We start from the raw sequence: 21,226 nt of genomic DNA on the forward strand, positions 1-21,226 counted from the left end.
CTGGGTACGGGTCGCCTCACGGGGCCGCTCGCGTCCGGTCGTACCGCGTACCCCGTACCTCGTACCAGCCTCTAATGGCCGACCTCCCCGGGCTCCTCTCGCTCGTCATCTTCCTGCCGGCGCTCGGCGCGCTGCTGCTGCTGGCGCTCCCGTCGGTGGACGCGATCCGGTGGGGCGCGCTCGGCGTGACCGTCGCCACGTTCGTGGTCTCGCTCGGGCTGTGGCTCGGGTTCGACCCGGCCGTCTCGACCGCCGCCGGGCCCCAGCTGGCGACGCGGCTGCCGTGGTTCGGCGCCGTCGACATCACCTACTTCGTGGGCGTCGACGGGCTGAACCTGCTGCTGATCCTGCTGACGACGCTGCTCGGCCCGATCATCGTCCTGTCGTCGTGGACCTACATCGGCAAGGCGCACAAGGGGTACTACGCGCTGATGCTGCTGCTCGAGACCGGCGTGCTCGGCGTGTTCGCCTCGTTCGACGTCTTCCTGTTCTACATCTTCTTCGAGCTCACGCTGATCCCGATGGTGTTCATCATCGGCATCTGGGGCGGGGAGGACCGGATCTACGCCGCGATCAAGTTCGTGATCTACACGCTCGTCGGGTCGCTGCTGATGCTGGTCGGCATCCTGTGGCTGGGCTTCGCAGCGGGCGACGCGGTGAACAGCGGCGTGTTCACGACCGACTGGTACAAGCTGGTCCAGTTCGGCGTCCCGCTCGGCTCGCAGATGTGGCTGTTCGGGCTGTTCGGGCTCGCGTTCGCGATCAAGGTGCCACTGTTCCCGCTCCACACCTGGCTCCCCGACGCCCACACCCAGGCGCCGACCGGCGGCTCGGTCGTCCTCGCCGGCGTGCTCTTGAAGATGGGGACGTACGGGCTGCTCCGGTTCGTCATCCCGTTCTTCCCGAACGCCTCCGAGCGGTTCGCGATGCCGGTCGCCATTCTGGCCGTCGTCGGGATCGTCTACGGAGCCTTGGTGGCGTTCGCCCAGACCGACGTCAAGAAGCTGGTGGCCTACTCGTCGGTGAGCCACCTGGGGTTCGTGGTCTTGGGCGTGTTCGCGTTCGACGTGGTGGCCGTGCAGGGCGCCCTCATCCAGATGGTCAACCACGGGATCTCGACCGGCGCGCTGTTCCTCATCATCGGGATGCTGTACGAGCGGCGGCACACGCGGGCGATGGCCGACTACGGGGGGATCGCCAAGTCCGTCCCCGTGCTGGCGTTCTTCATGCTGTTCAGCGTGTTCGCCTCGGCCGGGCTCCCCGGGCTCAACGGGTTCGTGGGCGAGTTCATGATCCTGCTCGGCTCGTGGGACTCGCCGACGGTCGGCAACCCCGTCCTCATCGCCGTGGCCACGACGGGCGTCATCTTCGCCGCCGTCTACCTCCTGTGGATGGTGTACCGGACGTTCTTCGGCGAGATCACCGACGAGCGGAACGCGGCGATGACCGACCTCAACGGCCGCGAGATCGGGCTGTTGATGCCCCTGGCGGCGCTGATGCTGATCCTCGGGTTCTGGCCGGCCCCGTTCCTGGCCCAGTCCGAGCGGGCCGTCCGGTCCCTCTTGGAGACGTCCATCGCCAAGGCCGACGCCGTCGAGGGCGCCGGCGACGAGGTGGTCGTGGTCCCGGTCCTGTGGCCCGACGAGGTGGCCGTGTTCCCGGCCCCGGCCGTGCCGGCGGCGGCCCCGGCTCACAGCGAGTAGCTCCCCCTCTCACCCCTTGCGCTCATGCCCCGGCTCACCCTGCTGACTCCGACGACGCTGCTCGCGGTCCTCGCGCTGCTGCTGGCGGCTCCGGCCGTCGCCCAGGACGCCGTCGACGTCCCGACCCCGGCCTCGGAGGCGCCGCCCGCCGCCGTCGAGGACGCCCTCGAAGCGCAGGACGCGCCGCCGTCGGTCGAGGCGCTCGACATCGAGGACGACGCGGCGGCCATCGAGGCGGCCGGCGAGATCGCCGACGAAGCGCACGGCGACGGCGAGGGCCACGGGGCCGACGAGGGCGGCCACCACGGGCCGATGCCGCCGGTCTGGCTCGTCGTCCCGTTCGCGCTGTTGCTCGGGATGATCGCGACCGGCCCGCTGTTCTACCCGCACTTCTGGCACCACCACTACCCCAAGGTCGCCGTCGCGCTCGGCCTGCTGGTGGCCGCCTACTACCTCGCCGTGCTCGGCGACGGGATCCCGATTTTGCACGCGGCCGAGGAGTACTTCGCCTTTATCGCGCTGTTGGGCTCGCTCTACGTCGCCTCAGGCTGCATCCTGATCAAGACGGACTTCGCGGGGACGCCGCGCGCCAACACGATCCTGCTGCTCGTCGGCGCCGTCCTGAGCAACTTTATCGGGACGACGGGCGCCTCGATGCTGCTCATCCGGCCCTACATGCGGCTCAACGCGGGGCGGCTGAAGGCGTACCACATCATCTTCTTCATCTTCATCGTCTCGAACGTCGGCGGGGCGCTGACGCCGATCGGGGACCCGCCGCTGTTCCTGGGCTTCTTGCGCGGCGTCCCGTTCTTCTGGACCGTCACCCACATCTGGTACATCTGGATGCCGACGGTCCTGGTCCTGGCGGCCGTGTTCTACGTGTTCGACCGCCGCAACACGGCCGAGAGCTTGCGCGAGGAGGCCGAAGACCGAGGCATCGACGTCGAGCCGGGCGAGGTGCCCGGGGCGCCGGTCGTGCCCGAGGCGCCGGGCGTCGAGGACGTGGCGCCGGTCCACACGCCGGACGAGGTGGACCTGAGCGGCGTGCGCAAGCCGGAGCTCGAGATCTTGGGCAAGGCCGGCTTCGGCTGGCTCGCCATCGTGATCGCGGCCGTCTTTATCGATCCCAAGGTGATCCCGGCCCTGGAGGGGACGATCATCGACCTCCACCACTTCGGGGTCCCGTTCGGCATCCGCGAGGTGATCATGGGCCTGGTCGCCTTCGGGGCCTACAAGACGGCCGACCGGGCCATCTTGCAGGGCAACGACTTCAACTTCGAGCCGATCAAGGAGGTCGGCTACCTGTTCATCGGCATCTTCCTGACGATGCAGCCGGCGCTCACGCTGATCGGCGCGTTCGCGGCCGAGAACGCCGACGCCCTCGGCGTGACGTCGTTCTACTTCGGGACCGGCGTGCTCTCGGGCGTCTTGGACAACGCGCCGACCTACGTCAGCTTCCTCTCGGCGGCGATGGGCAAGTTCGGCAGCGACGTCAACGTGCCCGAGATGGTCCGCGACTTCGCGCTCGGGACGACGCTGCCGGCCGAGACGTTCTACCTCCAGGCCATCTCGGTGGCCTCGGTGTTCTGGGGCGCCCTCACCTACATCGGCAACGGGCCCAACTTCATGGTCAAGGCCATCGCCGAGTCGGCCGGGGTCGACACGCCGTCGTTCGTGGGCTACGTCGTGAAGTACTCGCTCCCGATCCTGGTCCCGATCTACATCGTGGTCTGGCTCGTCTTCTTCTCGGGCTACGTCCTCCCGCACCCGCCGGACGCCAGCCACGCCCAGGCCGTCGTCGAGGCGGCCGGCGTGATGCTCCGCTTCTAAATCGGTACGAGGGTACCGGGTACGAGGGTCAGCCTCGTGCGGTCGTACCCCGTACCGAGTACCTCGTACCCCTCGATGCCCGCCCGCACGCCCCTCTCCGACTCCGAGATCGACGCCACGCTCCCCCCGGGCTGGCGCCGCGAGGCCGACGGCGACGAGAACTGGATCGCCCGCGACTTCGCGTTCGACGACTTCCGCCAAGCCTTTGCCTTCCTGACGCTCGTCGCGTTCGAGGCCGAGGGCCGGGACCACCACCCCGAGATCACGAACGTCTACGACCGGGTCGGCCTGGCGCTCTCGACGCACGACGCGGGCAACCGCGTGACCGAGACCGACCTCGCCTTCGCCCAAGCCGTGAGCGAGTGGCCGAGCGCACGGGCCGGCGGCTGACCCCTCGGGTCCCCGCTCCCCACGTGTCCACTCGCCCACTGGTCCACTCGTCCACTCCCCCTTGATGTACGACTTCTTCCTCGCCGACCTCGCCGCGACCGGCCCGATCTTGCTCGTGGCCGGGCTGGGGGTGCTCGTCGTCCTGCTCGACGCCTTCCGCAACGACGACGCCTCGATCCCGTGGATCGCCGGCGTCGGGATGGCCGTGGCCGGCGTCTGGCAGGCGTTCGCCGTCGGCGACGCGGGGACGGCGTTCGAGGGGCAGGTGTACGTCGGCGGGGCCGCGGCGATCGCCAACCTCATCGTCCTGGTCGGGGCCATCGCGAGCGTTGCGCTGACGGTCCCGTACCTCTCGCGGCTGGGCCGGAACTACGGCGAGGTCCACGGGCTGATCCTGTTCGCCACGGCCGGCATGATGACGCTGGCCTCGGCCGGGAGCCTGGTCACCCTCTTCGTCGGGTTGGAGACGATGTCGGTCTGTCTCTACGTGTTGACGGGGCTCGTCCGCGAGGAGTCGACGGCGAACGAGAGCGCGCTGAAGTACTTCCTGCTGGGCGCGTTCTCGACCGGGTTCTTCCTCTACGGGCTCGCTCTCCTCTACGGCGCGACGGGGACGATGGAGCTGGCGCTCTTGGCCGAGGGCGTCGCGGTGACGGGGCGGACCGGCCTGTTCCTGGCCGGCGTGGGGCTGCTCTTGGTCGGGTTCTTTTTCAAGGTGTCGGCCGTCCCGTTCCACATGTGGACGCCCGACGTCTACCAGGGCGCCCCGACGGCGCTGACGGCCTTTATGTCGACGGCGTCGAAGGCGGCGACGTTCGCCGCGCTCGCCGTGGTGCTCTCGCGCGCGCTCCCCCCGGTCCTGGTCGATGGGACGGTCCAGCTCACGCTCGCCGTCGTGGCCGCGGTGACGATGGTGGTCGGCAACGTGGTCGCGCTCGTCCAGTCGAACGTCAAGCGGATGCTGGCTTACTCGTCGGTCGCCCACGCGGGCTACATCCTGGCGGGCCTGGCGGCCGGGACGGCGGCCGGCTACGGGGCCTCGCTGTTCTACCTGCTGGCGTACACGCTGATGAACCTGGGCGCCTTCGGCGTGATCGGGGCGCTCGAGTGGGACGGCGAGCAGGGGGCCGACCAGGACCTGTCGAGCCTGGCCGGCGTCGGCTACCGGAAGCCGTGGCTGGGCGTGGCGATGGGCGTGTTCATGTTCGCGCTGACCGGCTTCCCGCCGCTCGCGGGCTTTATCGGGAAGTACCTCGTGTTCGCCGCCGCTGTCGACGCGGGGCTCGTGTGGCTGGCCGTGCTGGGCGTGCTCGCGTCGGTCGTCTCGGGCTACTACTACCTCCGCGTGCTCGTGGTCATGTGGATGCAGAGCCCCGACGAGGCGCCCGACAACGCGCGGCAGCCGTTCCCGGTCGCCCGGGCGACGGGCATCGTGGTCGCCGCGTGCGCGGTCGCGCTGCTCGTGCTCGGCATCCTGCCGGCCGGCGTGATCGACGTGACCGCGGCGGCGTTCGCGCCGGACGCCGTCGTCCAAGTCGTCCCGTAGCGCGATGGCCCGGCTCCTCCTTACCTTCGTTCTCGTCGCGCTTGCCAGCGCGGCCTCGGCCCAAGACGTCTCGGCGTCGCACCGGGCGGCGGCCGAGGAGCTGCTCGAGCTGGCCGGCGTCGAGACCGCGCTCGCGAGCAGCCTCGACCTGATGATCGGGGCGCAGATCCAGCAGAACCCCGACCTCCTCCCGTTCGAGGACGTGATGCGGGACTTCCTCGCCGAGCACCTCAGCTTCGAGTCGCTCCGCGAGGACATCGTCGCGATCTACGTCGAGACCTTCACCGAGCCGGAGCTCCGCGACCTCTCGGCGTTCTACCGGACGGAGACCGGCCAGAAGTCCGTCCGCCTGATGCCGCAGGTCATGGCGCGCTCGATGGCGCTGGGCCAGCAGGCCGTCGTGGAGCACCAGGACGAGCTGGAGCGGCGGGTCCTCCGGCGCGCGGCCGAGCTGGCAAAACGCAAGTAGCCGGCGACCCGAGCGGGCAGAACGCCGAGCGCCCGGTGGGGTTGGACCGCTCCCCACGCCCCGCCCGCCCGATCATGGAGTCCTTCCTCCGCGAGTACCTCCCGACGGCGCCCGACCTCGGCCTCTACGTCGCCCCCGACGTGCCGGCGCCGAAGCTCCGCGCCGCCCTCGCCGACTACGCGCCCGACGTCGACCCGGCCGACGTGCTCGCGCTCTACGACGCGACGCGGCTGGGCTCGGCCAAGGACGGCGCCGTGTTCCTGGCCGACCGGCTGGTGTTCCAGAACAACGACCTCCAGCCGGCGCGCGTGGTCCGCTACGAGGACGTCGTGGGGGTCCGCGCCAAGCGGAAGCTGCTGGGCGGGCGCGAGGTCCAGATCGACCTGAACCGGGGCCGGGCGACGGTGACCGAGACGCTCGACTTTTCGGGACAGCCCGGCGCGGCCGAGTACGTCGAGCGGTTCTTACAGCAGGTGCTGGCGCACGGCGTCCGCAGCCCCGTGCCGCCCGACGACCCGACGGCCGACGACTCGGACCGCCGGGCCGTCGAGGCCGCGCTCGACCGCCTCGTCGCCCTCGGTCGCCTGACGACCGGCGGACGCCAGCGGATGCTCGACGCGCTGTAGGGCCGTGCGCGGGAGGCTCGCTCAGGCCAGCCGGGCGGCTCGGCGCCCTCAGCAAGCAGGGCCGCTAAGTTCTCCGCCGACCACAGAAAGAAGAGGAGTCATCCCCGCGCACGCGGGAATCCATACGCAGCCGTGTCTCGGCGAGCGGCATCCTATAGATCCCCGCGTGCGCGGGGATGACCGTCGTTTTGTTTAGCAATTCGACCGGATGCTCAGAACTTAGCAGCCCTGCTCTCTAGTAGGGGGACGGGGCAAACGGCAGAGGACCCGTGGTCGGCGGGTCGTCCGATGGTAGAATCACACCCAATCCGGGAGGAGTGTGGGAGGAGGGAGTGTTCCCCCCCCACACCCCCTCCTCCCGCACTCGGTCCCACGCCGAGCCGGCACGGAGCAGCCGGACTTGGATCACACGTCCACGGGTCCGCACGTCCGCGGGTCCACCTCTTCGGAAACGGCGCTGGCGGGGCGGGGTACCAGGGGCCCCCCTCACCAACCCCCACTCCGATGGCCTTCGAGCTTCCGCCCCTCCCGTACGAAACCGACGCCCTGGAGCCCCACATCGACGAGCAGACGATGCGGATCCACCACGGCAAGCACCACCAGGGCTACACCGACAAGCTCAACGCCGCCCTCGAAGGGACCGAGTGGGCCGACCAACCGATCACCGAGACGCTCGCCAACCTCGACGCGCTCCCCGAGGACAAGCAGACGGCCGTCCGGAACAACGGCGGCGGCTACCTCAACCACGGCATCTTCTGGACGACGATGTCGCCGAGCGGTGGCGGCACCCCGACGGGCGACCTGGCGAGCGCCATCGACGAGACGTTCGGGTCGTTCGGCGCCTTCAAGGAGAAGTTCGAGACGGCGGCCAAGACCCAGTTCGGGTCCGGCTGGGCGTGGCTCGGCTACGGGACCGGGCCCGGCTTGCACATCCACGGGATGCCGAACCAGGACAGCCCGGCGCTCCACGGCCACGTCGGCATCCTGGGGATCGACGTGTGGGAGCACGCCTACTACCTGAAGTACCAGAACAAGCGGCCCGACTACGTGAGCGCGTGGTGGAACGTGGTCAATTGGGACGAGGCGGACCGTCGCTACCGCGAAGCGAAGGCCCAGCTGGGGTAGCCGCCCCGTTCGGTCTTGTCGTCGCGGTGAGCACGTGCGGCCTCCCGACCCCCCGCTTTCCGGCGGGTCGCTCCGCTTCCACCTCGGAAAGCCGTGACTCTTGGAGGGCGGGGCCGCCAAGCTCTCAGTCGATTACACAGACAAGGTGAGTCATCCCCGCGAAAGCGGGGACCTATACGGTCCGGCCCGCTGGCTGAACGCCGCATGGGTCCCCGCTTTCGCGGGGATGACTACTGTTTGTTGGAGTTCAATTGGAAACACCGTCTAGGACCGACCAAACCCGTCTTTGAAAGGGGATCGTCCGGTTCCCTGATGAGCGAAGCGATGGGCGGCCAGACGGGGGGTCTGGGAAGCGACGCCGAAGACGTGCCTTCGCATGCCACCTCACGGCGCCCCGTCCGGTCCTCGCCGGGCGGGGCGCGTAGCTTTTGTCCGTCCCCCCGAGCGTCTGTATGGATCCCCTCGTCTTCGACCACGACGTCGAAACCGTCGTCGGCAACGGCCGGCTGATCGCGCGCGCGCGCGCGGCCTCGGCCGAGTTCGTCTTCGCCGGCCCGTCGTCTGGCTACCGGCTCCTCGTCGACGGCGAACCGGCCGACGCGGGGTCCGTCCGCACGGTCGTCGTGCCGGGGCGGACGCGCTACGAGACCGAGCGCGGCGCGGTCACGCTGGCGGCCCAGCCCGACGCCGCGCTGATGGTCGTGCTCGTCGAGTCGGACGCTGAGGCCGAGTGGACGCTCGAGCTAACCGGGCCCGAGGTGGAGACGGACGGGGACGAGCTCGCGCTCGCCGACGGCGTGGCCGTCGTGTGGACCGCCGACCCCGAGCCGACCACGGCGACCCGGGAGGACGACGCGACGGGCGCGCTCCACGTCCGCCTCGATGCCGACGCGCGAGCGGCGTTCCTGCTCGGCGACGCCTCCGCGGCCGAGGCCGTCGGCGACCCGTTCGAGGCCGTCCAAGCGTGGGCGGCCCAGACCGCCGAGCGCGGGCTCCGGCTCCGGACCCCGGTCGCCGAGCTGGACCGGGCCGTCGAGTTCGCCAAGGCCCACCTGCTCTTGGGCTACGACTGGGTCCCGGACGCGGCCGGCCGGCCCGGCGGCGACGGCTCGAAGATGGTCTGCGACATCTTCCGCTGGCGCGACGTCTGGAGCCGCGACTTCGGCTCGGGCTTCGGACCGGGCGGCCTGGCGGCCGGGCTCGTCGACGCCGTGCTCGCGACGCTCGACTACGAGGCCGACCGGTATTCGGCCCACGACCCGACCGGGCTCAAGGTGTCCGACGACACGAGCCAGGGCGGCTCGGCGGAGGGGCTCGGGTGGCTCCTCAAGCTCGTCTGGCGCGTCTACAAGCACACCGGCGACGCCGCCTGGCTGGCGCGGATGACGGCCGCCTTCGAGCCGTGGGTCGAGGTCTGGATCGACCGCGACGCCGACCGCGACGGGCTCATCGTCGACGTGACCGAGTGGATGGACCACAGCCGGTTCCTCCGGCTCGTCGAGGGCCAGCGGACGCTGTACTCGAACGCGCTCTATTACGCGGCCTTGCGCCGGATGGCGATGGTGTGCCGCGCCCTCGGCCGCGCCGCCGACGCCGGCCGCTACGACGACCTCGCGGCGCGCTCGCGCCAGTCGATCCACGACGCCTTCTGGAACGACACCGGCTACTTCAACAACGCCGTCCAGTGGGGCGTCCCCGACACGGCGCTCATGCTGGCCGACAACGCCATCGCCGTCGGCGAGCGGATCGCCAGCCGGAACGAGCGGTTCCGCACGTTGGAAACGATCCGGGAGCGGTCGTGGCGCCCGTTCGGGACCGTCACCACGGACCTCCCCATGCGCTACGTCCCGGCCGACAACGACCACAACGGCCGCGTGTGGCCGTGGTGGATGGCGCACGAGGCCAAGGCCCGGTTCCAGAACTTCGACGCCGACGGCGGCTTGCACGTCCTGTCGAAGATCGTCGACACGTTCGCCCGGCCGACGCTGCCCGGCCTGTGCGAGGAGTACCTCGACCCGGAGGACGGCGCCCAGGACGACGTCGTCGGCCACGCCTTCATCACGGGATCGGGGGCCATGCTCGACGCGGTCCAGTACGGGCTCGTCGGCCTGAGCATCCGCGAGCCCGGCGAGCGCGCGATCCGGCTGGCCCCGGCCACGCCCCGAGCGTGGGAGGAGTGGTCGGCCGACCTGGACCTGGTCGCGGGCCGGCTGGAGTACGAGCAGACCGCCGACGGCGTCCGCGTGGTCCTCGACGGGACGGCCGTCGAGCGGCTCGAGCTGCGGGTGCCGCCGCGCGAGGCCCTGGAGATGGTCACGCTCGACGGCACCGAGATCACGCCCGAGGCCGAGGAGGACGGGGCGAGCGAGTACCTCCGCGTCCCGCTCGCGCCGGGCGGGCGCCACGTCGTCGAGGTCGCGTACGCCCCGCAGCGCGTCTGGAGCGGCGACCTCGCCATGCCCCCGCTGCCCGCGCCGTTCCCCGTCGAGCGGCCCCTCCTGATGGACGAGCCCCGGCTGTTCGCCGACATCTTGCAGGACTTCGTCCGCTCGGCCGTCAGCTACTTCGGCCGGATGCGCCACGTGGCCGCGCGCGAGATCGGCGACCTCGACGGCGACGGCGACCTCTTGGTGATCGTCGGCAACGAGTTGCCGTTCACGACCAAGCGGGGCCGGTCGGTGACCGACATGATCGACGGGTTCCTCGACCGCGGCGGCTCGCTGCTCCTGCTCGGCCCCCGCTTCCCGCGCATCGACCTGACGGACCACTACCACGGCGGCGCCCAGATGGGCGGCCACGCCGGGCTGTTCTGGTGGAAGCGCTGGGCCGACGGGCGGTGGCAGGACGTGGACCCCCGCGACGGCGAGCTCTTGGACCACCCCGAGCACCAAGGGACGGTCTACTGGGGCGACGGCCCGCTGTTCGCGGCCTGGGAGCACGGGCTCGGCCTGTTCGGGTTCGAGACCGAGTGCCGCGGCGTGTTCGACGTCGAGGGCGGCGTGGTCGACCCCGACCAGCGGGTCGAGGTGGTCTACACCGACTGGTCGGTCCGCAAGCCGTGGACGTTCACGCCGCTGGCGTTCACCGAGCGCGAACACCAGCTGGTCACGGGCCCCCGGCGCGAGCGCTACCCCTGCGCGGCGCTGTTGCACAACGAGGCGACGGGCGCGCGGATCGTGGTCGTGGCCCCGTCGGTGTGCTCGCGGACGGACCTGCTCCACCGGATGCTCGCCCACGTCGCGGCGCCCGTGGAGACGGTGAGATAGGGGAGCGGGGAGCGGTTCGTAGGTTTGGGGTCGGACCGCGACTTCCTCCCATGCGAGTCGGCCAGACCCTCCGCCCCGGCCAGCGCGGCGCACGCCGGTACACCGACCGCTTCGGCGACCGCCTCGTCTGCGTGCGCTACCGGTACGACTCGGCCCGCCAGCGCCGGGTGACGACGGTGGAGGTGATCGTGGATGAGGCAGACTGGTCTCCGCGTGTCCGCCCGGACGCGGTGGTCGGGGTCCGGGTCGCGTGGGGCGAGGCGGAGGTGGCCCGCCGGGTGAAGCGAGCGGGGGGGACGTGGGACGGCGCCCGCAAGCTCTGGCGCCTCCGTGCCAGCTCGGTCGAGAGCCTGGGGCTGGCGGACCGGATGGTCCGACTGGAGGGTCACTAGATCTAATGACCGTCACTACATTTGGTGACGGGTCCCTGGATCTGGTGACCCGGCCCGCCGCAGAAGCACTGGTTATGCCGCTCCCACTCTACTTGCTCTTGATCCAATGACGATGACCATTACATACACGGTAGGCTGCCTCAAGTGTCAGAACAACTCGGAGGTATTGAAACAGATTACGCCGGACCAAATACAGTCAATTCCGAACTGGCGCCTGATGTGCGAGATGCACAAAGGACACCTTTACTTCTCCCCCAGCCTCGATGCCATGTCTTTGTTGAGCAACATGCCTAGTCCTGTATCATGTGGTAATTGCGGAAACTCGGGAGGCATTGAATCAGGCATTTACGTTTTATCTGCCAAGTATGAAGGGATAGAATATTCGTTCTCACAAGAACTCACCAATGGAATAATCCAGATTGAAGGCAAAATGATAGAGGGTACAACATCCAACGAAATGAGCGCCTCGTCTAATGATTTCAGTCGAATGGATTACTTGAATGCTGCCGTATCCTCGATCCGACGGCTGGACCGAATGGTTCAAGAGGGGGATCGTTTCGAAAACAAAGCTAGCGGCTCCTTCATATTCAGAACTGAGTTGAGCGACAGTCGGCCGTACGTCAAAACTTGGGGCTCCGTTGAGGGTATGTCTCATCGAGATGTACGCGATGAACTATTAGTGCTTCACCAACATCTTTCGGAGCAAAACGCGGCATAACCCGCCGCTGCAAGCCGACCCTAGGCGCCAGCGTTCTCGCTCCGGTCGGGACATCGGCGCTATCATTGCTCGCCTCGACCGCCGCGCCCTCAGCCCAGGGCGGTTGAGCGGCCCTCTGTTCTACCGCGCTCGTGCCATCCGTCGGGTTCAGTGCTCGGGTCTCCTGCACCACCGTCGCCAGCGGGGCAGAGCGCGGTGGCGTCGCTCTCTCGCGGCCGCACTGGCGGTTGGGGCGGGCGGTCTCGCCACGTCCGTTTGCACCGCGTCGTAGTGGCGGCCGTAGAGGGGCGCGCGGTAGAACCCGCCGCTGCAGGCCGACGAAGGGCGCCAGCGTTTTTGGGCTCCACGGGGCTCCGGCGCCTTCGTAGCTTTGGGCCACCGATGTGCCACGAGCCCTTCGCGGCTGAGCGGCCCTCTGTTACACCGCCTTGCGCTCTGCCAAACCGAGCCTCCGTATTTTGGCGGCATGAAGCAGCAGCGCATCTACACCGACACCTCCGTCATCGGCGGATGCTTCGACGCCGAGTTTGCAGCTTGGTCAAACGGGCTGATGCAGGACTTCCGCCTCGGCCTCCTCGTCCCCGTCCTCTCGGTGGTCGTCGCCGCTGAGATCGAACCAGCCCCAGAGCCTGTCCGAGATCAGTATGCAGAACTGGTCCAGCTTGGAGCCGAGGTGCTCGAACTGAATGACGACGTCCGGGACCTCGCCGCTGCGTACAATTCGCGTCGCATCCTGCCACCGAAGTACTCGAACGACGCGCTCCACATCGCGCTGGCGACGGTGACCGGGGTAGACGTTCTCGTAAGCTGGAACTTCCGTCACATCGTACGCTTCGATAAGATCCGGCTGTTCAACGCCGTCAACATCGAGCAGGGCTACAAGCCCGTCCAGATCTATTCGCCTCGGGAGGTAACGAGCTATGGAAAAGAAGACTGATCTCAGGATCGACGCCGTAGCGGAGGTTCGCCGCATCCGCGACGCCCAGCACGAACAGCTCGAAGGCCAACCGTGGGAGGCTAGGGTTGCGTTCTTTCGCCGACGCGCAGCCGAGTTGAACGAGTCGCTAGTCAAAGCCGGAAAGCTCGGTGCCAACAGGTCGGCGGTGTAACCCGCCGCTGCACGCCGACGCAGGGCGTCAGCGTTATCGGCTCGTCCGGGCTTCGGCGTATTCTGTGCCTCGTCCAACCGTGGTGCTGTTTGCCCTGCGCGGGTGAGCGGCCCCCTGTTCTACCGCGCTCTCGCCAGCCGTTCAAGTCCGGCGCTTTGGTCTCTTGCGCAACCGTCGCCAGCGGGGCGGGGCATCGTGCCGGTGCTCTCTCGCGGCGGCGCTGGCGGTTGGGGCGGGCGGTCTCGCCCCGTCCGTTTGCACCGCGTCGTAGTGGCGGCCGTAGAGGGGCGCGCGGTAGAACCCGCCGCTGCAGGCCGACGAAGGGCGCCAGCGTAATCGGGCTCCACGGGGCTCCGGCGCCTCCGTAGCTTTGGGCCTCGGATGTGCCGCAAGCCCTTCGCGGCTGAGCGTCCATGTGTTAGGCGGCTTCTCAACGACCTCGCTAAATCGCCTATGGCCTACAACGAAAGGCCGGAGTTCGACACAAAGACGGGAGACCTGACCAGCTTCGCCGCAATGTTGGGTGAGCGGTTTGCTTTGCAAATAGACTGGCTTGGTCAGCTATTGAGAAACGCCCACCACCCGAGCCTAGGAGAATATAAAGAGAAGTTGCTCAGAGACGTTATATCGGACTCCCTACCTACTAGATACGCGGTCGGAACTGGTTTCGTACTGTTCCCGACGCAGCATATGACCGATGTGGACGAGAAGAAGGATCAGCGAGAGGGCGAACTCCCGCCTCATGTGCTTTCCCGTCAATTGGATGTTGTCGTCTACGACCGAGCGGCTTATCCCACGGTCTATCAAGATGAGGAGTTTGTTGTCCTCAGACCCGAAGCAGTCCGGGCGGTAGTGGAAGTGAAAGGCAGTCTCAACCACAAGGGAGTCGATGACACCTTGTCGCTGCTCGTGGACTTTGGCAGGAAATGGAAGAACTGTCGCTCTTTCTACAAGTCGTTCAGCGGACCTGAAATGCAGCGCCCCCTGTTGTTCGCCTTAGCTTGGTCAGTCCAGACTGACAGCCGCCAGCGAGCTAGGATCAACTGCGGCTCACTCCGCAAACGGATCGTTGACAATCTGAAAGAGATACCGAAGGAGGAGCTTCCAGCAATGCCGATACTAGAAGCGTTCATGGTCTATGGTGATTGCGAGACAGCATCTGTTACGTGGGTCCCAGAGGATGAAGATGAAGAAGTCACGTTTGGCTTCTCGACCAACCGCGGCCAGTTCGTCCGGTACGGGCCAGATGGGTCGCCGTCGCTGAGTGGGGATAAGACCATCGCCTCTTTGATCGCCCGAATTCACTACTCGCTAGACTCAAACTTCAACACGGCATTCGCTTACGTGGATCAAACCAGGAGAGTCGATGTGCTTCCTCATGAAAGGGACGGCTACGATGTGTGGCTCAAAGGCGATGACGTGAGGCTGACTAGCCCGATTAACTTCGATGATGACGATTGGCTCTTGTAGGAGCCGGGGAGATAGGTAACAGTTTAGACCGGGCACATCGGTAACACTTTCGGCTCAAGCTACGGCGGCCTGAAGCTTGAAGTCGCGCTCGTCGAGCCGCGCCAGCAGCACGTCGTAGAAGTAGACCGACCACACCCCGTCGTCTACCTCCTCGAAGGCGATCCACTCGTGCCCGAGCGCTTGGCTGATGAAGAGCTGCTGCCGCTTCCACTTGTAGGTGCCACACTTCGAGACCCACCGTACCTCGAAGTGCGCCGGATACTCCGGCTCCGATAGCGTCTCGGGCAGTGCCCGCTCGGAGCGGCGGTAGTGCGAAGCCGGGGTGTCGCCGCCGAGTGCCTCGTGGGGGCGCTCTTCGTTGAACTCCGCGCGGAAGCCGTCGAAGCGATCCTGTTGCTGCTCCCGATTCCGCTCGGGCGGGCGCGTCGTCTCTGCCTTGAGGTCCCTGTGCATCCGCTCGTGTCGACCATTCTGCTGCGGGCGGCCCGGCTCGATGCGGTGGTGCGTGATGCCCAGTTTGATCCACCACACCGAGAGCCGGGAGAGGCCGCAGAGCGCCTGTGTAGCGAAGGGGACCCCGTTATCGGTGCGGATCGCAGATGGGAGGCCGTAGGTGTGGAAGAGCCGCTCGAACTGCGCCTTCGCCCCGTCCTGCTTGACCGACGGCAGGCCCGTGCAGCCGAGCACGTAGCGCGAGTGCGCGTCGGCCACCGTCAGGGGGTAGCAGTAGAGGCCGTCGAGCGTCTTGAACTCGCCCTTGAAGTCGGCGCTCCAGACCTCGTTCGGAGCGGTGGTAGTCAGCGGCACCGCCCCCGGATGCCGCGCCGTGCGCCGCCGTCGGCGTGGCTCGACCAGACCATGGCGCTTGAGGATGGTCCCGACCGTCGAGGGCATCGGCAGCACGAGGGCGGGGTGACGCGGGGCGAGGTAGTCGAGGAGCTTGCGTGGCCCCCACCGTGGGTGCGCCTCCCGGCAGGCGACGAGGAGAGCCTCCACCTCCGGCGGGGTCTGGTGGGGGCACGTCTTCGGGGCGCGGTTCTGATCAGCAAGGCCGTCGAGGCCGCCCTCCTCGAAGCGGCCGAGCCACTTGTAGCCGGTCTTGCGGCTGACGTTGAAGCGAGCGCAGAGCTCGGTCATGGAGTAGAGGCCCTGCTGATGGGCGAGGACGAAGCGGGCGCGTTCGGTCATGGGGCAGGTCTTTATCCAGGGCATAGCGCATCGGGGCTGGTGATGGACTATGCCGGTGAACGGATCTGTTACCCATGTTGCCGGTCAGAAGTGTTACCCATGTACCCGGTCCGTACACCAAAGCGGGCTAACCCGCCGCTCCAAGCCGACGAAGGGCGTCAGCGTCCTCGGCTCGTCCGAGCGCCGGCGCTACTTTCGCTTCGTTCTGTCATCGCGCCCTCAGCCCTTCGCGGTTGAGCGGCCCTCTGTTATGCCGCTGGCCGAACCTGCCTGCTGCCCGTGCCGTTGGAGAACTTCCACTTAGCAGCTCCTTGCCTGCCATGTCCGAAGCTACCATCTCTGAAGACGCGCTCAAGCAAGCGCTCAAGGAAGCCCTGATCGAGGCCGTCTCCGAGCAGCAGGACCTGCTCCGCGCCGTCGTCGCTGACGTGCTCGAAGACATCGCCTTCGGTGAGGCAATGCACGAAGGCGAAGCGACCGAAGTCGTCAGCCGGGAGCGAATCTTCGATCTACTGGAGGGCCGAAGTTGAGGGTCATCTTCCGCAAGAGCTTCGAACGAGACCTGAAGAAGCTCAGGGGCAACGCGCAGCTACTGGCGCGCCTTCAGCAGGTAATCGAGCAGGTGGAAACGGCGGAGGAGTTCGGCGCGGTGGCGAACGTGAAGCGGATGCAGGGTTGGAGCAGCTACTACCGCATTCGCATCGGCGACTACCGGCTTGGTTTGAAGCTGGAGGAGGACGCGGTGGTGGTGCTGCGCTTCCTGCACCGGCGCGAGATTTATCGGAGGTTCCCGTAGCGGTATCAAGCACGCGGCGTAACCCGCCGCTGCACGCCGACGAAGGGCTTGACGGTCTTGCTTCGTCCGAGCCTCGGCGTCTACTTTGCCTCGTCCCACCGCCGCGCGGCCCTTCGCGGGTGAGCGGACCTTGCTCTGTTGAGAAGCTCACGGGCCGGCGAAGGTAGGTCGGACACCGAGCCCGACGAGCCGGTACACGTTGTAGACGACGCCCCGGAGTAGCGCCTGCGCCTCCTGCATCGCGGGCAGCCGGGCCGTGAGCCGCTCGCCCCCCTTCCGCTTGACGACCGACATCAGCGTCTCGACCAACCACCGCTGACCGTACGCCTTGCGCGGCCCCGGCTCGCCATCAGCGTCGCGCACCCGAGCGCGGCGACCATCTCGGCCCGGTAGCGGCCACTCGGCCCGGCCACGTACCGCCGCGTCTTCGCCGGAATCAGCGATCTGACGCCGAGGGACTCGCGGCAGAAGACGTCGTTACGCTCCGAGTCGTAGCCGGCATCGGCCAGGACGACTGCGCCCGGCACGGAAGCGACCGAGACCTCGGCCAGCGGCGGCAGGTCTGGGTAGTCGCCGCACGGACCCGGCTTCGAGAGCTGTGCGGTGACGAGCTGAGGGCCGATCCAGAGCGCGGCGGCCCACTTCTGGTAGGCTCGCGCCGGGTAAGGCTCGCGCCGGGTAGGTCGACGTCGAGCCCTTGCGACGTCGTTGGTCGAAGTAGCGCGAGGCGTGGCCGCAGAACATGCCCGTCGAGTCGATGGCGATCAGGGGAGGGCTTGGCGGCGGATCGTGTCCCGAGGCCTTAGACCGGCGAATGGTCTCTACGAGCGCCGTTGCGACCACGTCCGCCGTCGCCTTGTCGTGGGCGAAACGCCACAGCGTGGAGGCGAAACGCCACAGCGTGGAGTAGTCCGGGACGACGGTGAGGCCGATGGCGTCACGAAGCCCGTCGGAGGCGTCGGGTGTTTCCTGGGCGGTGCGGGAGTCGAGGCGGAGGTGCTCCCTGACGAGCAGGCAGGCCAGCAGCTGGGGCTCGGTGTAACGCTTGGGTGCGAACCGGTGGGCGCGCTCGGGGATCGCGTCTTGGGCGACCTCGTGGGCGAGCCGGGCGAAGCGGAGCAGTCGGTTGGCCATCGGATCAGCGGCGGGTGCCACCGTCGAACGCCAGCCGTAGACTCCGGTCCCGCGAGCTCCTCAACAGAGCAAGCGGCCATCTATTGGTCGAGCCCGTCTACTCCGGCGTCGCCGCCTCCGTCGCGATGGACACCCGCATGTCGAGCGCCGACGCGGCCGAGGCCACGGCCGCCAGCCCGTCGATGGTCGCCTCGCGGTCGGCGTAGACGGCCAGCGACGTCTTCCCCTCGCGGACGGCGGCGATGGCAGCCGTCAGGCTGTCGCGGGCCACCTCGCGGTCCTCGACGAAGAAGTCGCCCCGGTCGTCGATGGTCACGGCCACGTAGAGCTGCTCCAGCGGCGCCGCCGCGGCCACGTCGGGGAGCGTCACGCGCAACCCGTTCTGGGTCACGAACGACGACGTGAGCAGGAAGAAGATGAGCAGCAGCAGGACGATGTCCGTCAGCGACGCCAGGCTGAACGCCGTGAGCGCCTTGCGGCCGGTCGAGAAGTCGAAGGTGGCCATTCGGGTGGGTTGCGTTGGGGTCCGGCCAGCGGAGCCCGGGGTTCAGAGTTCGGGGTTCAGGGGTCGCTGGGGTGCGAGTCCTTGCGACCCCCGAACTCTGAACCCTCGACCTCGCTCTACCGGAGGTCTCAGCCCCCCGCTAGCGGCGGCGGTCGGCCGGCGTCTGGAGGAAGTCGATAAAGTCGGACGAGACGCGCTCGAGCCCGTTGACGAGCCGCGCGATCCGCCCGACGAGCAGGTTGTACGCGAACAGCGCCAGCAGCCCGACCGCGAGCCCGGCGGCCGTCGTGACGAGCGCCTCCCAGATGCCGCCGGCCAGGAGCGACGGGTTCACCAGGCCCTCGTAGCGCTGGATCTGGCGGAACGCCCCGATCATGCCGGTCACCGTCCCCAGGAACCCGAGCATCGGGGCGATGGCGGCGATCGACGCCAGCAGGTCCATCCGCTTTTCGAGGTCGAACGTCTCGCGCCGGCCGGCCTCGCCGACGGCCTCCTTGATCTCGCCGATGGGCCGCCCCAACCGCTCCAGCCCGCGCTGCAAGATCCGCGAGGCCGGCGTGTTCCGCTCGCGGCAGTACGCCATCGCCCCGGTCACGTCGCCGTTGCCCACGTAGTCGGCCACGTTCCGCGTCAACGTGTCGGGGTCGCCTTGGGCCCGGCGGAGCGCGCGGATCCGCTCCCACACCAGGGCCACCATCAGGACCGACAGCAGGACGATGGGGATCATCGACCAGCCGCCCAAGAAGAGCAGCTCCAAGCCGCCGCGGAGCGACTCGGCGAACGTGGGCTCGGAGGCCGCCGCGTTGAGGGTGTCGGCAGGCGCGAGCGCCGTGTCGGGGAGGACAGCTTGGAGGGCGAGCATGAGCGGCCGCGCGAGCGGCTAGAGCGTTTGGAGGTCGAGCGGCCACGTGTCGGCCGGCGCTTGGGGCGGGAGCCGGTCGAGCAGGCGGACGGCGTCGGCGCGCGTCGGGTACTGGCCGACGGCGACGCGGAGTTGGCCGCTCCGGGAGGTCAGGACGGCGGTCCGGTAGCCGGCCCGTCGGTAGAGGTCGTGGGTCTCGTCGGCCCGAGTGCGGGACGACGTCGAGAGGACCACGAGCGTCCAGGCGTCGGCGCGCGGCGTGATCGGCTCGTCACGGCCGGCGAGCGCGCGGACGTCGGCCGGGCCCAGGCCGCTGACGCGGGGGGGGAGGAGCGCGGGGCCCGGGGCCTGGCCGCGGCTCGCGCGGGGAGCGGACGGGTCGGCGGACGGCGACGCGGGGGGCACTCCCGGCAGGCGACCCGGCTGCGCCTCCGTGGCCCTCCCGACCGCGCCGCTGGGGACGTCGAGCGCCCTCGGGCCCGCGTCGACCCCGCCGGAGTCCGGGTCGCCGTCGACGGCGGCGGCGAGCGGCCGGGCCGACGGCGTCGGGGCGGCATCGACGGTGATCGTCTCGGCCGGGCCCGGCTCCCCGCGGAGGCGGGGACCGATCTCGGGCCAGAGCCAGACGGCGGCGGCGAGCAGGGCCAGCACCAGGCCCGCCAGCGCCCACCACACCCAGCGCCGGCCGGCTGGATCGTCGGCGGCCTCCCAGCGGCTGGAATGCGTCCGGCGAGGGGGCGGGCCGACGTCCGCGCCGGGGGCGCCCCCGGCGCCCGGAGCGTCGACGACGGCCGGGGAGGGGACGACGACGTGAGGGGGGAGGAACGGGTCGGAGCCCGCCTCCGCCACCGGGTCGGCCTCGGCGAAGACGGAGAGGGGGGGCGGGTCCGTGCCGCCGTCGACCACGTCGAAGTCGGCGTCCTCGATGGCGGAGTCGAGCGGGTCGACCTCCGGAAGGCCCTCGGGCGCCGTGCCGAACGCGGACTCCAGCCCGGGGGCCGTCCACGTCTCCTGCGTCCACCCGTCGTCGGGCGACGGTGCGTCGGACGGCTCGGAGGGGTGGCCCGGCGGGGGCTGCCGGTGGTCGGGGGTGGGGGGGAGGACGTCGGCCGGGGCCGGGCCGTCGGGCCCGCCGAAGGGGGCTGCGAGCACCTCCGGGTCCGGGCCACCCGGGTCGTCCTCCTCGGCGAGGACGTCGAGGTCGTCGGAAGGGGGGACGACTTCGACGGCCGGAGGCGTCCAGTCGGGGTCGGGCGGCGCCCACGTCTCGTCGTCGCCCTCGTCCGGGGACGGGGGGACGAAGGGGGCGGCGAGGCCGGCCGAGTCGAGGTCCCTCAGCGGCCGAAGCTCCTCGACCTCCGGCGGTTCGGAGTCGCCCGTCGAGGCGTCGTCCGCGCCCTCGGTCGTTCCTTCAGCCACGTCCGCATCCGCCTCGTCCGGGTCGGAGAGGTCGTCGGGGTCGGCCAGGGCGGTCGCGTCCTCGGAAGGCGAGTCTTCCTCTCCATCTTCCGGGGAGTGGCCGTCCGGGCTCGGCCCCTCGCCCTGTCCCTCTTCCGTGGGGAGAGGGGGCTCCTCCTGGGGAGGATGCGACCGCCCCTCCGGCTCAGGCTCGGCGTCGTCTGGCGCTGGCGCGCGAAGCGGGGCCGTCGGGACGGGCGCCAGCCCCTCGTAGCGCCGGTTGACGGCCGCCAGCAGCTCGGCCTCGACGCCCAGCACGACGCCCCCGCTCGTCCGCCGCAGCAGGCCGACGCCGGGCAGGCGCACCTCGCCCGTGGCCGCGAGCCGGGCCTCGATCTGGTCGATCGCCTCGCTGTAGAACCGGTCGGCCACGTCCGGCGAGATCGCCATGAGCCGCGCGAACGGGAGCGAGAGCGACGGCTCGGCGCGGGCCTCCGGGTCCAGCCCGACGGTCTCGCCGGGCGGGAGCAGCACCCGGCTCCCGTCGGCCCGCTCCTCGACACGCGCGGCGACGTGCTGGCGGACGAGCGTGCCCAGGCCCAGCAGCGGGGCCGGCTGACCGGCGAGCAGGCGCTCTCGGATGGCGGCGGCGACGGCGTCGAGAGGGGTCACGGGGCGGACGGGTCGGGCATCGACAAA

Annotated in this window: 19 protein-coding genes; 14 read left to right on the forward strand and 5 right to left on the reverse strand. The window is 69.1% G+C overall.

Going from position 1 to position 21,226, the window contains the following annotated elements; translation table 11 throughout:
* Positions 1-74 precede the first annotated feature (74 nt).
* The 12 genes from ACOOHE_RS08280 to ACOOHE_RS08335 all read left to right on the forward strand — a co-directional run bounded on the left by ACOOHE_RS08280 (position 75) and on the right by ACOOHE_RS08335 (position 14,644).
* A complete protein-coding gene (locus ACOOHE_RS08280; protein WP_420457332.1) occupies positions 75-1,703 on the forward strand; it encodes a complex I subunit 4 family protein in 1,629 nt (542 codons plus the stop codon).
* 24 nt (positions 1,704-1,727) lie between these two features.
* Positions 1,728-3,533 carry a sodium:proton antiporter gene (locus ACOOHE_RS08285; RefSeq protein WP_420457333.1) on the forward strand — a complete coding sequence of 602 codons (1,806 nt, stop codon included), beginning with the start codon at positions 1,728-1,730 and terminating at the stop codon, positions 3,531-3,533.
* Between the two features lie 75 nt (positions 3,534-3,608).
* Complete coding sequence (locus tag ACOOHE_RS08290) at positions 3,609-3,923, forward strand: 4a-hydroxytetrahydrobiopterin dehydratase (protein WP_420457334.1); 315 nt, start codon at positions 3,609-3,611, stop codon at positions 3,921-3,923.
* 64 nt (positions 3,924-3,987) lie between these two features.
* Complete coding sequence (locus ACOOHE_RS08295) at positions 3,988-5,469, forward strand: NADH-quinone oxidoreductase subunit N (RefSeq protein WP_420457335.1); 1,482 nt, start codon at positions 3,988-3,990, stop codon at positions 5,467-5,469.
* Between the two features lie 4 nt (positions 5,470-5,473).
* Positions 5,474-5,938, forward strand: coding sequence for a DUF2059 domain-containing protein (locus tag ACOOHE_RS08300; protein ID WP_420457336.1), 465 nt, complete (start codon positions 5,474-5,476; stop codon positions 5,936-5,938).
* Positions 5,939-6,012: 74 nt separating this feature from the next.
* Entirely contained in the window at positions 6,013-6,564 is a 552-nt protein-coding gene (locus tag ACOOHE_RS08305; protein WP_420457337.1) for a hypothetical protein, read from the forward strand.
* 504 nt (positions 6,565-7,068) lie between these two features.
* A complete protein-coding gene (locus ACOOHE_RS08310) occupies positions 7,069-7,689 on the forward strand; it encodes a superoxide dismutase (protein WP_420457338.1) in 621 nt (206 codons plus the stop codon).
* 452 nt (positions 7,690-8,141) lie between these two features.
* Positions 8,142-10,955, forward strand: a complete 2,814-nt coding sequence (locus tag ACOOHE_RS08315; RefSeq protein WP_420457339.1) for a GH116 family glycosyl hydrolase — start codon at positions 8,142-8,144, stop codon at positions 10,953-10,955.
* Positions 10,956-11,005: 50 nt separating this feature from the next.
* A complete protein-coding gene (locus ACOOHE_RS08320) occupies positions 11,006-11,347 on the forward strand; it encodes a hypothetical protein (RefSeq protein WP_420457340.1) in 342 nt (113 codons plus the stop codon).
* Positions 11,348-12,531: 1,184 nt separating this feature from the next.
* Entirely contained in the window at positions 12,532-13,002 is a 471-nt protein-coding gene (locus ACOOHE_RS08325) for a hypothetical protein (RefSeq protein WP_420454140.1), read from the forward strand.
* Positions 12,986-13,174 carry a hypothetical protein gene (locus ACOOHE_RS08330; protein ID WP_420454141.1) on the forward strand — a complete coding sequence of 63 codons (189 nt, stop codon included), beginning with the start codon at positions 12,986-12,988 and terminating at the stop codon, positions 13,172-13,174. Before ACOOHE_RS08325 ends, ACOOHE_RS08330 begins: the two co-directional genes overlap by 17 nt.
* Positions 13,175-13,627: 453 nt before the next feature.
* Positions 13,628-14,644 (forward strand): DUF6602 domain-containing protein, encoded by a 1,017-nt coding sequence (locus tag ACOOHE_RS08335; protein WP_420457341.1) that lies wholly within the window; start codon positions 13,628-13,630, stop codon positions 14,642-14,644.
* A 54-nt stretch (positions 14,645-14,698) separates the two neighbouring features.
* On the opposite strand, the gene ACOOHE_RS08340 is transcribed toward ACOOHE_RS08335, so the two are convergent.
* Entirely contained in the window at positions 14,699-15,856 is a 1,158-nt protein-coding gene (locus tag ACOOHE_RS08340; protein WP_420454410.1) for an IS481 family transposase, read from the reverse strand.
* A 296-nt stretch (positions 15,857-16,152) separates the two neighbouring features.
* On the opposite strand from ACOOHE_RS08340, the gene ACOOHE_RS08345 reads away from it, so the two are divergent.
* Positions 16,153-16,362 carry a hypothetical protein gene (locus ACOOHE_RS08345; protein ID WP_420457342.1) on the forward strand — a complete coding sequence of 70 codons (210 nt, stop codon included), beginning with the start codon at positions 16,153-16,155 and terminating at the stop codon, positions 16,360-16,362.
* Entirely contained in the window at positions 16,359-16,628 is a 270-nt protein-coding gene (locus ACOOHE_RS08350) for a type II toxin-antitoxin system RelE family toxin (protein ID WP_420457343.1), read from the forward strand. Before ACOOHE_RS08345 ends, ACOOHE_RS08350 begins: the two co-directional genes overlap by 4 nt.
* A gap of 147 nt (positions 16,629-16,775) precedes the next feature.
* Here ACOOHE_RS08350 and ACOOHE_RS08355 read toward each other — a convergent pair whose 3' ends face one another.
* The 4 genes from ACOOHE_RS08355 to ACOOHE_RS08370 all read right to left on the reverse strand — a co-directional run bounded on the left by ACOOHE_RS08355 (position 16,776) and on the right by ACOOHE_RS08370 (position 21,199).
* Positions 16,776-16,991, reverse strand: a complete 216-nt coding sequence (locus ACOOHE_RS08355) for a hypothetical protein (protein WP_420457344.1) — start codon at positions 16,989-16,991, stop codon at positions 16,776-16,778.
* 868 nt (positions 16,992-17,859) lie between these two features.
* Positions 17,860-18,267 (reverse strand): ExbD/TolR family protein, encoded by a 408-nt coding sequence (locus ACOOHE_RS08360; protein WP_420457345.1) that lies wholly within the window; start codon positions 18,265-18,267, stop codon positions 17,860-17,862.
* A 139-nt stretch (positions 18,268-18,406) separates the two neighbouring features.
* The gene (locus ACOOHE_RS08365) at positions 18,407-19,129 is read right to left on the reverse strand and encodes a MotA/TolQ/ExbB proton channel family protein (protein WP_420457346.1); all 723 of its coding nucleotides are present in this window, start codon (positions 19,127-19,129) and stop codon (positions 18,407-18,409) included.
* Positions 19,130-19,147: 18 nt separating this feature from the next.
* Positions 19,148-21,199, reverse strand: a complete 2,052-nt coding sequence (locus ACOOHE_RS08370) for an SPOR domain-containing protein (RefSeq protein ID WP_420457347.1) — start codon at positions 21,197-21,199, stop codon at positions 19,148-19,150.
* Between the last annotated feature and the right edge of the window lie 27 nt (positions 21,200-21,226).

The sequence above is a fragment of the Rubrivirga sp. genome, assembly GCF_965213695.1.
Lineage (GTDB): Bacteria > Bacteroidota > Rhodothermia > Rhodothermales > Rubricoccaceae > Rubrivirga.